The 14,002-nt window shown below is 59.5% G+C and carries 12 protein-coding genes; 3 read left to right on the forward strand and 9 right to left on the reverse strand.

Annotated elements, in window-relative coordinates:
• Positions 1–4: 4 nt before the first annotated feature.
• A complete protein-coding gene (locus tag Q2T52_RS17545; protein WP_302078095.1) occupies positions 5–1,675 on the reverse strand; it encodes a nitrite/sulfite reductase in 1,671 nt (556 codons plus the stop codon).
• A 7-nt stretch (positions 1,676–1,682) separates the two neighbouring features.
• Positions 1,683–1,997, reverse strand: coding sequence for a DUF2849 domain-containing protein (locus Q2T52_RS17550; protein WP_302078096.1), 315 nt, complete (start codon positions 1,995–1,997; stop codon positions 1,683–1,685).
• Positions 1,998–2,304: 307 nt separating this feature from the next.
• On the opposite strand from Q2T52_RS17550, the gene Q2T52_RS17555 reads away from it, so the two are divergent.
• From Q2T52_RS17555 to Q2T52_RS17565, 3 genes are read left to right on the forward strand one after another with little or no spacing between them, the layout of a single operon-like run.
• Positions 2,305–2,892, forward strand: a complete 588-nt coding sequence (locus Q2T52_RS17555; RefSeq protein ID WP_302078097.1) for a nucleoside deaminase — start codon at positions 2,305–2,307, stop codon at positions 2,890–2,892.
• Between the two features lie 26 nt (positions 2,893–2,918).
• Positions 2,919–3,749 carry a nucleoside triphosphate pyrophosphohydrolase gene (gene mazG, locus Q2T52_RS17560; RefSeq protein ID WP_302078098.1) on the forward strand — a complete coding sequence of 277 codons (831 nt, stop codon included), beginning with the start codon at positions 2,919–2,921 and terminating at the stop codon, positions 3,747–3,749.
• Positions 3,750–3,784: 35 nt separating this feature from the next.
• Complete coding sequence (locus Q2T52_RS17565; RefSeq protein WP_302078099.1) at positions 3,785–4,375, forward strand: hypothetical protein; 591 nt, start codon at positions 3,785–3,787, stop codon at positions 4,373–4,375.
• A gap of 5 nt (positions 4,376–4,380) precedes the next feature.
• Here Q2T52_RS17565 and hflX read toward each other — a convergent pair whose 3' ends face one another.
• From hflX to dusB, 7 genes are all read right to left on the reverse strand, one after another.
• Positions 4,381–5,742, reverse strand: a complete 1,362-nt coding sequence (gene hflX, locus Q2T52_RS17570; protein WP_302078100.1) for a GTPase HflX — start codon at positions 5,740–5,742, stop codon at positions 4,381–4,383.
• Between the two features lie 234 nt (positions 5,743–5,976).
• Positions 5,977–6,219 carry an RNA chaperone Hfq gene (hfq, locus tag Q2T52_RS17575; RefSeq protein WP_302078101.1) on the reverse strand — a complete coding sequence of 81 codons (243 nt, stop codon included), beginning with the start codon at positions 6,217–6,219 and terminating at the stop codon, positions 5,977–5,979.
• Between the two features lie 341 nt (positions 6,220–6,560).
• Positions 6,561–7,925 (reverse strand): nitrogen assimilation response regulator NtrX, encoded by a 1,365-nt coding sequence (gene ntrX, locus Q2T52_RS17580; protein ID WP_302078102.1) that lies wholly within the window; start codon positions 7,923–7,925, stop codon positions 6,561–6,563.
• Positions 7,915–10,185, reverse strand: a complete 2,271-nt coding sequence (locus Q2T52_RS17585; RefSeq protein ID WP_302078103.1) for a sensor histidine kinase NtrY-like — start codon at positions 10,183–10,185, stop codon at positions 7,915–7,917. Before Q2T52_RS17585 ends, ntrX begins: the two co-directional genes overlap by 11 nt.
• 194 nt (positions 10,186–10,379) lie before the next feature.
• Positions 10,380–11,831 carry a nitrogen regulation protein NR(I) gene (ntrC, locus tag Q2T52_RS17590; RefSeq protein ID WP_302078104.1) on the reverse strand — a complete coding sequence of 484 codons (1,452 nt, stop codon included), beginning with the start codon at positions 11,829–11,831 and terminating at the stop codon, positions 10,380–10,382.
• Positions 11,828–12,985 carry a two-component system sensor histidine kinase NtrB gene (locus Q2T52_RS17595; RefSeq protein ID WP_302078105.1) on the reverse strand — a complete coding sequence of 386 codons (1,158 nt, stop codon included), beginning with the start codon at positions 12,983–12,985 and terminating at the stop codon, positions 11,828–11,830. Before Q2T52_RS17595 ends, ntrC begins: the two co-directional genes overlap by 4 nt.
• Positions 12,982–13,980 (reverse strand): tRNA dihydrouridine synthase DusB, encoded by a 999-nt coding sequence (gene dusB, locus Q2T52_RS17600; protein WP_302078106.1) that lies wholly within the window; start codon positions 13,978–13,980, stop codon positions 12,982–12,984. The genes Q2T52_RS17595 and dusB overlap by 4 nt, the downstream gene beginning before the upstream one ends.
• Between the last annotated feature and the right edge of the window lie 22 nt (positions 13,981–14,002).

The raw sequence follows: 14,002 nt of genomic DNA on the forward strand, positions 1-14,002 counted from the left end.
TCCCTCAAGCCGCTTCAGCCGTCTTGCCATAGAGCGCATCCTTGAAGGGCTGCGGACCGACACGGCGATAGGCTTGCAGGAAAGTCTCCTCTCTCGACAGACGAAGGCCAAGATAGGTATCAACGATCGTCTCGACAGCGTCCGTCACCTTTTCCGGCTCAAATCCGCGACCGATGATCTCCCCGACGGAGGTGTGCTCGTCGGCCGATCCTCCCAGCGTGATCTGGTAGAGTTCGGCACCCTTCTTTTCGACCCCCAGCAGACCGATATGGCCGACATGGTGGTGACCGCAAGCATTGATGCAGCCGGAGATCTTGATCTTCAGCTCGCCGATGTCCGCCTGCCGCTCGGCAGAACCGAAGCGGTTGGAAATTGCCTGGGCAACCGGAATGGAGCGCGCATTGGCAAGGGCGCAATAGTCGAGCCCGGGACAGACGATCATGTCGGTGATCAAGCCTGCATTTGCAGTCGCAAGCCCCTGCGCAACCAGCGCCCGATAGACCGGCTCCAGATCGGCCAGCGCCACATGCGGCAGGATCACGTTCTGCTCATGGCTGATGCGGATTTCGTCGAAGGCGTATTCTTCGGCGATGTCCGCAATCGCATCCATCTGTACATGCGTGGCATCGCCCGGAATGCCGCCAATCGGCTTCAGGGAGATGGTCACCATGCCGTAATCGGGATGCTTGTGCGGCTGCACGTTCTGCTGTACCCAGCGCGCAAAATTCTCGTCGGCCTTCTTCCAGCCGGCAAGCTGCGCCCAGCCTTCCGGGCGTTCCTTGAGCGCGGGCGGTGCAAAGTAGGCCGAGATCGCTTCGATATCCGCCTCTGGCAGACGCAGCTCAGATGACTTCAGATGCGCGAATTCTTCTTCAACCTGACGCGCCAACTCTTCCGTGCCCGTCTCGTGAACCAGGATCTTGATGCGCGCCTTGTACTTGTTGTCGCGACGACCATGCAGGTTGTAAACACGCATGATCGCCGTCGTGTAGGACAGCAAGTCTTCCTCGGGCAGGAAGTCCTTGATCTTCTTCGCGACCATCGGCGTGCGGCCCTGCCCGCCCCCGACGTAAACGGCAAAGCCAATCTGGCCCGCCTCGTTCTTCTTCAGATGAAGGCCGATATCGTGGACCTGAATTGCGGCGCGGTCGCGCTCCGCTCCAGTCACGGCAATCTTGAACTTGCGCGGCAGGAAGGAAAATTCCGGATGCACAGACGACCACTGGCGCAGGATTTCTGCGTAAGGCCGCGGATCGGCCACTTCATCGGCGGCAGCGCCCGCGAAATGGTCGGCGGTGACATTGCGAATGCAATTGCCGGATGTCTGCAGCGCATGCATTTCCACAGATGCCAACTCAGCCAGAATATCCGGAGTGTCTGAAAGCTTCGGCCAGTTGTACTGAATGTTCTGACGGGTCGTGAAGTGACCGTAGCCGCGGTCGTATTTGCGGGCAATATGGGCGAGCATCCGCATCTGGCGCGAATTCAACGTGCCATACGGGATCGCCACACGAAGCATATAGGCATGCAGCTGAAGATAGACGCCGTTCATCAGGCGCAGCGGCTTGAATGCGTCTTCCGCCAGTTCACCAGACAGGCGGCGAGCCACCTGATCACGAAACTGCTCCACGCGACCCGTCACAAAGGCGTGGTCGAATTCATCGTAACGATACATGCTATCCTCAGGCGGCAATAAAATCAGGATCGGCGGCGGCGTAACCGTCCGCATACACGATTGACGGACCTTCAGCGCGGATGCGCTCGCGAAGACGCAAAGGGCGGAGCTTGCCTGCCACCTCTTCCACTTCGACGACATTGACGTCCACAACAAGGTTTGCCGAAAAATCTCGCTTGCCGATCGCTTCCAGCGAAGCAACCGCCTCGGCATGCCGCGCTACCAGAGCATCCTGCAGCGCTTCAGTCCACTGACCCTTCGCATCCAACCAGACTGCAATGCCGTCGGTCAGCCGGTTGGCGGTCAAAACCTTGTCTGTCATCTCGTTCAATCCCGTCTTTGACGCATCGCATATCAGAAAAACGACACGCTGCCACCGGTCGCGCAGACAGGCAGCTTTTACCGCAATATGGCAGATGAAGCGCAGTGCGGGAAGAAACGCTTATTCCCTGCAGCTGACAGAACCGCATTTCTGTTCCCCATCAAGTGGATGCAGGGGAAAATGCGCCCGCAGCTGCGCATTTGCTGCAGCGCCGTCCAGCGCGGAGCCGATGCTGAAAATGCTTTGGTCATCGCCGCACATGCTTCTATGATGCGGCGCAACGATTGAACCAAGGAAGCTCAAGCCCGTGACCGGCCAAACCATTGCATCCCGTCTGCTTGATGTTATCGAACAGGACATTATTCCGCTGACCGAAAAGGGCGTGACGCTCGGCAACAAGCTGTTTGGCGCCGCGATCCTGCGCAAATCCGATCTGTCGCTTGTCATCGCCGAAACCAACAACGAACTGGAAAATCCGCTCTGGCACGGCGAAGTCCATACGCTGAAGCGCTTCTACGAGATGCAGGAAAAGCCGAACACAAAGGATCTGATTTTCCTCTCCACCCATGAACCCTGCACCATGTGCATGTCGGCGATTACATGGGCGGGTTTTGATAATTTCTACTACTTCTTCAGCCATGAGGATTCGCGGGACGCATTCGCCATTCCGCATGACCTGAAGATTCTGAAGGAAGTCTTCGGTCTGGAGCCTGGCGGCTATCGGCGGCAAAATGCGTTCTGGCGATCCTACTCCATCCGAGAATTGGTCGACACCGAGGAAGCAACCCTGCGAGGCACACTCGATGCACGCGTCACCTCCATCAAGCAGCGTTACGATGCCCTGTCAGACATCTATCAAGCCAGCAAGTCCGGCAACACCATCCCCCTCAACTGATCCATTCGCATAAGGACCAAAATACCGTGGAGCCTTCCAAGGACATTTCCCGGCTGATCGAAATCATGGCTGCCCTGCGGAACCCGGAGACTGGTTGCCCCTGGGACATCGAACAGGATTTCGAGAGCATCAAGCCCTATACGATCGAGGAAGCCTATGAGGTCGCCGACGCCATCGAGCGCCGCGACATGGATGATCTTTGCGAGGAGTTGGGAGACCTGCTTCTCCAGGTGGTCTTCCATTCCCGCATGGCGGAAGAGGCGGGCGAGTTCTCCTTCGGTGATGTGGTCGAGGCCATAACCAAGAAAATGATCCGCCGGCATCCGCATGTCTTTGCGAGATCCGATGCCGACACGCCGCATGCGGTCAAGGTGCAATGGGACGAGATCAAGACGCAAGAAAAGCGTGAGCGCGCAGAGCGCCGGTTGAAGCGCGGCATTACGGAGGATTTCAAAGCCGGCCATCTCGGCAGCGTTCATCGCAGTCAACCTGCTTTGACCGAGGCGCTGAAACTGCAGGAGCGCGCCGCGAAGGTTGGCTTCGATTGGTCGGAGGCCGAACCTATCCTCGACAAGATCGAGGAAGAAATCGAGGAACTGCGCGAAGCGCTAAAGAGCGGCGCACCTGATAAAGTGAAGGATGAACTCGGCGATCTCATCTTCGCGCTCGTCAATATCGGACGCCACGTCAAGGCCGATCCCGAACAGGCATTGCGGGGAACGAATACGAAATTCAGACGTCGATTCAATTATATCGAGAAGGAACTTAAAGTGATAGAGAAATCACTTGAAGATGCCACACTCGATGAAATGGAAGATTTATGGCAGGCCGCGAAGCAGATGGAGCGGGGCTCCTGACCATCAATTGAATCAGTCTGAAAGAGTGTTGCGTCATGCCGGTGCTGCAGATTTTGATCGGCGGGACTTCTCATACGGGCAAATCTACGCTTGCAGCAGATTTGGGAAAAATCACTCGGTGGCCGGTCGAATCGACCGATGACATGGCGCGACATCCGGGCCGACCATGGCCGGACGTGCGACCACAAGTCGCCGAATTCTATCAGAGCCTCTCACCTGCTACGGTCCACTGGTTCCTGAAGGTGCACCACGAGAATATGTGGCCGCTCATCAGGCACCGGCTGGAAACTGCCTTGGGGAACAAAGAAAGCCTTATCGTAGAAGGCTCTGCGCTCCGCCCTGACCGGATCGCGGACCTGCAGTCTGACGATGTGTTCGCATGTCTGCTGCACGCCTCGCCGGAGCGGCTGACCGAACGGATGCACATCGGGTCCGATTACTGGAATCGGGATCGCGACACTCGCATGATCATCGACCGCTTCCTGGAACGATCGATCCGGGACGGAAAGGATCTCCACAAGAGCGCCAGGCAGCACGGACTTCCGATATTCGACGCCGAACAACCAGATCTGCTGGCCGTTGTCCTCAATTCTCTCGCTCAGCGAAGCTTGCGGCCAAACGAATGACGGGCCTACCGCTCCCAGTCTTCCTTGGCCGGCACCGCCTGAAGCCCGAGCTTGCGCTCCAGCGCCAGGGCCTGCGTTTCCGAAAGACGAAGATCGAAGGCAACGGAGCCGTCTTCACGGTCTTCGCGCGCGTCCACCATCGCATTCTCATAGACCCAGGGAACAAGGTTCAGCTTCTGCGGTGGGATGATGACGGTCGTCTCGGTCAACACGCCGGAGAGCCGGCGCGCGATCTCGTCCATCAAGGAATCGATCCCCTCGCCTGTCACAGCAGATACGGCCATGACGTTCTGTCGACCAAGCGCCTTTTCCGCGATGGCTTCGTGTGCTTCCGTTTCCAGGCGATCGATCTTGTTCCAGACCTCGACGATGCGTTCATCCCGCTCCTTCTCGTCGATGCCGAGATCATCAAGAATGCGCAGAACGTCCGCCGACTGCGCCGGATTGTCCGGATCGGACATATCGCGCACATGCAGGATCAGGTCTGCTTCCAGCACCTCTTCCAGCGTTGCGCGGAAGGCAGCGACCAGATGGGTCGGGAGATCGGAAATGAAACCGACCGTATCGGAGAGAATGACGGTCCGGCCATGCGGCAGCTTCATCCGGCGCAGCGTGGGATCGAGCGTCGCAAACAGCATGTCTTCGGCCAACACGCCCGCGCCGGTAATACGATTGAAAAGTGTGGACTTGCCGGCGTTGGTATAACCCACGAGCGCTACGATCGGATGCGGCACCTTGCGACGCTTGGCACGATGAAGCTGGCGGGTCCGCACCACCTGCTCCAGTTCTCGCTCCAGCCGCACGATGCGATCCTGGAGAAGACGACGGTCCGCTTCGATCTGGGTTTCACCCGGACCGCCCATAAAACCCGCACCACCGCGCTGACGTTCCAAGTGCGTCCAGCTACGAACCAACCGGCCCTTCTGATAATTCAGATGCGCCAGATCGACCTGGAGTGTACCTTCCTTCGTGGACGCACGACGCCCGAAGATTTCCAGGATGAGGCCGGTACGGTCGATGACCTTTGCCTGCCATTCCTTTTCCAGATTGCGCTGCTGCACGGGCGTCAGCGGATGATCGACGATGACGAGACCGGCGTCGTGCTCATCGAGCAAATGCTTGATCTCCTCGATCTTGCCCGTGCCGATCAGCGTGGCCGGGCGCGGCTGCGAGACGGTGACGATCACGCCCTGCACGATCGTGAGGTCGATCGCCCGGGCAAGCCCCATGGCCTCTTCCAGACGTGCTTCGTCGGAGCGACGCGGCGCCGGCGGCAGAGTGTCGCTCAATGACGGACGCGCGGTCTTCTGCTGCTTCAAGACAGGCACCAGAACGAGCGCGCGCATATCGTCGCGGCGCTTCTCCATTTCCGGCACCAGGGATTCATTGGTTATGTCGCGAGCGCTGATCGTCGTCGTCCTTCATGCACAGGCAGAGTGCGCGTGATGCGCCAACACTGCCCCAAATTCCACGGAACGATGACGCTCATCTAGGCGAGCATTCCAGCCATGCAGTCGGCTGACAGCATCACGGCGCCATCTGGTTCAAAGATGGTACGAAACCATCAACAATTCAACGGCGCCTGGGGTGTCCGCACCAAATCAAGGTGCGGTTTCTTCAGCCTCGAACATCTGCATGGGCTGGCCAGGCATGATGGTAGAGATCGCGTGCTTGTAAACCAGCTGCGAATGACCGTCGCGGCGCAGCAGCACGCAGAAATTATCGAAAGACGTCACAACGCCCGTGAGCTTCACGCCGTTGATCAGGAAAATTGTCAGAGAGATTTTCTGCTTACGAACCGTGTTGAGAAACAGATCCTGCAGGTTTTGAGAACGTTCCGCCATAGCGCCGCTTCTTTCTTTTTTGCCGACATCGAGGGCCGGGGGATGATTATGCATAGAAGGCCAATAGGAAACCCCTCCTGCCTCCTATCCCGGTTTGGTTATCAAATCACCGTGTTTTCCGCAACGGCGAAAAATTGCGCGCATTTGACGGTCGGATGAGCGACTTCCGCGGATTTTCGGGCGACGAACGAGCGCGCATGACCTTAGATGGAGACTGTGCTCGCTTGGGCGTGCCAATGATCCGCCTCGACATAATTCAGTCATCCACAGAATTCTGCACCGCGCAAAAGCTGCGCTGCAGTGCGAGGCACGCATTTTCCAGTAACGATCCCCCTACGGTGTCAGACGCCGAGCGACTTCAACTTGCGATGCAGAGCCGAGCGCTCCATGCCGACAAACTCCGCCGTACGAGAAATATTGCCGCCGAATCGATTGATTTGCGCCACCAGATAATCACGCTCGAACATCTCGCGCGCTTCTCTCAGCGGCAGGGTCATGATGTGCTGGTCACCCTTGGATGATACTTTGGGTAACATATCGCCGAGGTCGGTCGGCAGCATATCAGCACCGATTATGCTATCCGGACTGTCCGACCGCGCCAAGATCATCAGGCGCTCGATGTTGTTGCGCAGTTGGCGGATATTTCCCGGCCAGTCATTGGCCTGCAGAACCGCCATCGCGTCGTCACCGATTCGCCGCGGACGAATACCCGCCTGCTCGGAAATCTGGCGCATGAACATGTCGACCAGAAAAGGAATATCTTCCCTCCGTTCAGCCAGGGCCGGAACCTTGACCGGCACGACCGCAAGACGATGATAGAGATCTTCGCGGAAAATACCCTCGGCAATCATGCTTTCCAGATTATAGGCGGTCGAGGAGATAATCCGCACATCCACCTTCACCCGCTTGGAACCGCCGACACGCTCGAACTGCTGATCGACAAGCACCCGCAGGATCTTGTTCTGGGTTTCGCGGGGCATTTCGCCCACTTCATCCAGATAGAGAATGCCGCGATGCGCCTCTTCCAGCGCACCGATCTTGCGGGGCTGGCCAGGGCCACCCTCCGTGCCGAACAGCGCGATCTCCATGCGATCCGGCGTGATGTTCGCCGCGTTCAGCGCCACGAACGGGCCGCCCGAACGGGTAGACTTCCGATGGATCATCCGCGCCACCAGCTCTTTTCCCGAACCGGAAGGGCCAAGAATCATGATGCGGCTGTTGGTTGGAGCGACCTTCTCGATCGTCTGGCGCAGCTGCGACACCGCAACGGACGTACCGACGAGTTCAGCCGCATCGCCCGTGCGCCTCTTGAGCTCAGACACTTCCCGCTTCAGCTTGGAGTTTTCCAGTGCCCGTTCGGCAATCAGGATCAACCGATCGGCCTTGAACGGCTTCTCGATGAAGTCGAAGGCGCCACGCTTGATCGCCGAGACCGCCGTCTCGATATTGCCATGACCGGAAATCATCACGACAGGCAGTTCCGGATGGCGCGTCTTGATCTCATCCAGCAATGCCAGACCGTCGAGCTTGCTGCCCTGCATCCAGATATCAAGGAAGACAAGCCGCGGAACGCGATCAGAAATCGCCGCCAAGGCGCTGTCGCTGTCGTGCGCCATGCGGGTTTCATGCCCCTCGTCCGACAGGATACCCGAAACGATCTCGCGGATGTCTGCCTCGTCGTCCACGACCAGAATATCAGACGCCATATGCTATTTCCTTACCACTGTCTGTTCCGGGTACCGCCGCCACGGGCGGATGCGGCAGAATGACCCTGATCATGGCGCCCCGGCCATGATCGAATTCGGCGGGCGCATCATGCAGTTCGAGCTGCCCACCATGTTCCTCGATGATCTTCTTGACGATCGCCAAGCCAAGGCCCGTGCCCTTCTCGCGCATCGTCATATAGGGTTCCAGAATGCGATGGCGGTTTTCCACCGGCAGACCATTGCCGTTGTCGATCACATCGACACAGAACTGGTCCCTCGCCTTGTCGAAACGGGCGCGCACCCATACCTTGCGGCCATCACGCTCAACGCCGCTTGGAACGGCCTCGATCGCCTCGACCGCATTCTTGATAAGATTGCCGAAGGCCTGTCCCAGCATGCGGGAGTCAAACAGCCCCTCCAGACGCTCGTCGCCAAGATCGCGCATGAAATCCACATGCGAGGTACCCATCTCGCGCAGGAAAATCGAGTCCCGGAGGATGTCGCGCAGGTCGGCATGCTCCTTGGTCGGCTTCGGCATGCGCGCAAAGGCAGAAAATTCATCCACCATCCGGCCGATATCGCCCACCTGGCGAACGATCGTGTCCGTGCATTGGTCGAACACCGCCCGGTCACTCTCGTCGATCTGCTTACCATAGCGGCGCTTCAGGCGCTCGGCCGAAAGCTGGATCGGCGTCAGCGGGTTCTTGATCTCATGCGCAATGCGGCGCGCGACATCCGCCCAGGCGGTGGAGCGCTGCGCAATCACCAGGTCGGTAATGTCGTCCAGCGTGACGACGAAGGATTCGGATGCGCTGCGCTGCTCTTCCTTGGTTACCTGGACGCTCAGCGTCCTCTCCTTGCCATTGCGCATCAGATTGACTTCCTTGCGGAAATCGCTGCGCGCCCGGCCGGTTGCCTCTTTCAGCACCTGATCAATTTCTGGTGCCACGTCCATCAATCTCTGGCCAAGCAACTGCTCTGCCTGCAGGCCGAGGAATTCTTCCGCCGACGGATTGACGATGGAAATCCGGTGATCGTCCTCGACGCCGATGACGGCAGCGGTCACGCCCGATAGCACCGCCTCGATGAAGCGGCGACGGTCGTCCACCTCGTCTTTGGCTTCCAGAATTTCGTCGCGCTGGCTGCGGATCTGGGAAATCATCTTGTTGAAGGTACGTGACAGATTGCCAACGTCACCGTCCGCAGACCGAACCGGCACGACCACATTCATATTGCCGGTCGCCACCGCATCGGCGGCAGAAATCAACAGGCGAATCGGTCTTACGATGCGGTCAGCAACGGCGATGGCCGTCCAGATGGCGGCAAGCAACACGATCAGCGCAAAGCCGAGATAAAGCACCGCGAAGGCAAGTTGCAGGCTCATGCGGCCCGCTTCCATGGCCTGATATTCGGCGCGGTTATCCTCCATCAGCCGCATGGCGGTCATGACCTTCGGATCCACTGCGCGGATCGTGTAGAGGAAGGTGCCGGGGATAACCTCAAGCTTGATGATGGCGCCAACGAGGTTGGTCACTCCAGGCGGAATGAGCGTGGGTTGACCGGCCGCGGAACTGGCAAGCGCATCCGGCGGGACGGCGGGAAGTGGGCGCTCCGTCTTGATATCGGCCTGTGCGACGGCAGCGCCATCCTCGCGCACCAGGAAGGCGCCGAGCATGCCGCGACCCCTCGCCTGTCGCGTCATCAGCTCCACAAAACCCGTGCGGTCCAGGTAGAACATGGCGCGGTTGCGCTCCAGGTCGTTCGCCATGGAAACCGTCTGGCCCTGCAAATAGCTGGCATTTTCCAGCATATAGGCCTGCGCCACATCGAGCGAGGACTGAACGATTGACTGTGTGCGGATGGAGAACCATCGATCGAGGCCGACATTCAGCGTCAGGCTGGCGAAGATTGCCACGAGGACAGCTGGCGTGATTGCAACGATCGAGAACAGCACGACGATGCGCACGTGCAGACGGGCTGCCGCACGGCCGCGCTTGCGTGCCTTCAGAAGCCGAGAGACTTCGCGCCCGATCAGATAGAAGAGGCCGAGGACGAAGATGGTGTTGAGCACGGCCGAGGCAATGACGACATTGGTGGTCGGCGCGATCGGCGTAACGCCCAGAAGCACAAACAGCGTCAGCATGGCGCATAGAAGCGCTCCGCCCGCCAGCAAGAGACCGGGAAGGGCAAAAGATGCCCTTCGGTCCTGCACAAGCGCAGCCGGATCGTCGCCGGCAATCGCCGTCGGGCCTTCCGTCATGCGAACCCCTCTCCCGATCCCGTAATGCGAGATCACGAATTGACCTGTAAGAACTTGGACGAGATGCCAGCAGCCGGATCACGGCCCAGCCAAGCCGGAAGAATCCATGCTACGCGATCGCGCATGCGTGGCTAATAAGCAACGCATTGTGGCGAAAATGCAACGAGTGTACGGCGCCTGTCAAGCATCGCCCGCTATGCAGTTCTTGAACTTCTGTAGACGGAGACGCCCAATTCGCGGATTTTTTTCCTGAGAGTATTGCGGTTGAGCCCCAGCAGGTCGGCTGCCTTGATCTGATTGCCCCGAGTTGCAGTCAAGGCCGCGAGGATCAGCGGGTATTCCATTTCCGTCAGCACACGGTCGTAAAGGCCGGGCGGCGGCAGGCTGTCTCCGAAGCCCGCGAAGTAGGTGCGCATATTTTCCTCCACCGCCTGGGCGATGGTGAGGCTGCCGGTGCGGGCACCCATCTTGTCGATCGGACTATCCGGCACATCGGCGCGCAGTTCCGCTTCGATGATCTCGCGGGTGATGACGTCCTGCGGATAGAGCGCCATCAGGCGGCGAACGAGGTTTTCCAGTTCGCGCACGTTGCCCGGCCAGGCATAGCCCTTCATGATGTCGAGCGCCTCATTGTCGAAACGCTTGGCATCCAGGCCTTCCTTCTCGCCGATCTGCATGAAGTGGCGCACGAGATCTGGAATATCTTCGGCGCGATCGCGCAGCGGCGGTAGCCGCAGCGGTACGACGTTCAGGCGGTAATACAGGTCTTCGCGGAAGAGGCCCTGGTTGATGAGTTGCTTCAGGTCTTTATTGGTGGCCGCAACAATGCGCACATCGGTACGGATCGGCGTGCGGCCGCCGACAGTCGTGTACTCGCCCTGTTGCAAGACGCGCAGCAGACGCGTCTGTGCATCCATCGGCATATCGCCAATTTCGTCGAGGAAAAGAGTACCGCCCTCGGCCTGCTCGAAGCGACCGGTAGAGCGGTTCTGTGCGCCGGTAAAGGCGCCCTTCTCATGGCCGAAGAGTTCAGATTCGATCAGGTCACGCGGGATGGCGGCCATGTTGATGGCAACGAAAGGCCCGTTGCGGCGCTTGCCGTAATCATGCAGCGCGCGCGCCACGAGTTCCTTGCCGGTGCCGGACTCGCCCGTGATCATCAGCGTCAGGTCCGTCTGCATCAGGCGGGCGAGAACGCGGTAGATTTCCTGCATAGCGGCGGAGCGGCCAACCAGCGGCATGCCGTCCTGCGTGTCGTCATCCAGCTTGGCGGGCTTGCGCTTCGGCTCAGCCAGCGCGCGGCCGATGATGGCAATCAGCTCCGTCAGGTCGAAGGGCTTGGGCAGGTAATCATAAGCGCCTTTTTCAGAGGCCTTGATGGCCGTCATGAAGGTGTTCTGGGCACTCATGACAAGAACCGGCAGTTCGGGCCTCGACTTCTTGATGCGCGGCAGAAGGTCGAATGCATTCTCATCCGGCATGACGACGTCGGTGACCACAAGATCGCCCTCGCCTGCCGAAATCCAGCGCCAGAGCGTGGCAGCATTCGAGGTGATGCGAACATCGTAGCCGGCGCGCGTCAGCGCCTGATTGAGAACCGTGCGGATAGCCGCGTCATCGTCGGCGACAAGGATGGTAGCGGTCATTTCAAGCTTCCTGTCGAGTTCAAGGGACGGATCTCGTCCAGAGGTCCTTCATCCTTGTGCATGGGCATCAAAACGCGGAAAATCGTGCGACGCGCCTGGCTGTCGCACTCGACGATCCCGCCATGGCCGCCGATGATCTTGGCGACGAGCGCGAGGCCAAGGCCGGAGCCGTTGGTCTTCGTCGTGATGAATGGATCGAACAGATGTGGCAGCAGGTCGGCCGGAACGCCCGGCCCGTTGTCGATCACGCAGAATTCGAGCGGCAGCGAAATCTTCTCCCGCGTGCCCGCCACGGAGAGGCGAATGCCCGGTCGGTATGCCGTCGTCAGAATGATCTCGCCATCCGGCTGGTCGCCGATCGCTTCCGAGGCATTCTTGATGAGGTTCAGAAACACCTGCACCAGCTGGTCACGGTTTGCGAAAACCGGCGGCAGCGAGGGGTCGTAGTTTTCAAGGATCTTGATGTCACGCGCGAAGCCTGCCTTGGCGACCGCCTTCACGTGATCCAGCACCGAGTGGATATTGAGCGGCAAGCGATCCACTGGTCGCTCGTCGGAGAAAACCTCCATCCGGTCCACCAGCGAGACAATGCGATCCGTCTCGTCGCAGATCAGCCGCGTGAGCGCCCGGTCCTCATCGGCCACCGAGGTTTCCAGCAACTGCGCAGCACCCCGAATGCCGGAAAGCGGGTTCTTGATCTCATGCGCCAGCATGGAAGCGAGGCCCGTCACCGAACGGGCGGCGGCGCGGTGCGTCAGCTGGCGATCAATCTTGTCGGCCATGCTGCGTTCCTGGAACACGACGACGACCGAGCCCGGCTCGCTGACAACGGGCGCCACATAGAGATCGACGAGCTTTTCCTGCCCCAAGCGTGGTGAGGAAAGGTCAACGCGATATTCGTTGACGGGCGCCCGGCGCTCCCGCACCTGATCGATCAGCGCCAGAAGCGGGCTGCCAAAGGGAATGAAGGTGGAAATCTTGTTGCGGGCCAGATGCGTCGCACTTGCACCGAAGAAGGCCTCGGCCTCCCAATTGGCGAAAGCAATCCGGCCGCCTTCATCCACCAGAATGACGGGATTCTGGACCGAGTTCAAAACGGCCATGGCAAGCGCGTTACCGCCGGCATTATCCTGACCTGGCGTCTTCGTGCTCATGCAGCCTCCTTGCGGCCATCATCGAACGCACCTTCGAGGATCTCCCGGAGCGAGCGCAGGACAATGTCCGTATTCGTTTCTGTCATCAGTTCGGCCTTCTTCGATGCAGGTGCGCCTGGCGCGACCCGGTCGATGTACCAGCCGAGGTGTTTGCGGGCATGGCGCAGGCCTGCCTCACGACCGTAGAAGGACAGCATCATCGTATAATGCTCGCAGGCGACAGCAGCCTTCTCGTCGCGACCCGGCTCGGCGCAACCGGCAACGACGCCCAGATGCCAAGGTCGCCCCTGCGCACCGCGTCCTATCATCACGGCATCGGCGCCAGAACGGCGACGGATCTCATCGGCATCTGCCGCATCCTGCACATCGCCATTGGCGATCAACGGGATGGTCAACACCTCGCGAACCCGCGCAATGGCATCCCAATCCGCCTTGCCTTCGTAAAACTGCATGCGGGTGCGGCCATGAATCGTGATGAGCTGCGCGCCCGCCTGCTCGGCACGTTCTGCAATGTGCGGCGCGTTCAGCGTCTGCTCGTCCCAACCGAGGCGCATCTTGACGGTGACCGGCACGGACACGGCCGCAACAACCGCGTCGATCAGCGAGAGGGCATGGTCGGGATCGCGCATCAGCGCCGAGCCAGAATAGCCGCCGATCACCTTCTTGGCCGGGCAGCCCATGTTGATGTCGATAATGTCGGCGCCATTCGCCTCCGCAATACGGGCGGCTTCGGCCATCCAATGCGCTTCGCGGCCTGCGAGCTGAACCATGTGCGGAGAAATGCCTGTTCCCTTCAGCCGTTCCCACGATTCGCCGCGGTTGTGGGCCAGCTCGCGACTGGCCACCATTTCCGTCACGACCAGCCCTGCACCATAACGCCAGGCAAGCTGGCGAAACGGCAAATCCGTGACGCCGGACATCGGTGCCAGGACGACACGGTTGCGGATTTCGACAGACCCAATACGAAAGGGCACTGCAAGATCAGGAAGACTCAATTGATGATCTTTCGGGCACGCG

The organism is Rhizobium oryzicola, from assembly GCF_030504645.1.
Lineage (GTDB): Bacteria > Pseudomonadota > Alphaproteobacteria > Rhizobiales > Rhizobiaceae > Neorhizobium > Neorhizobium oryzicola.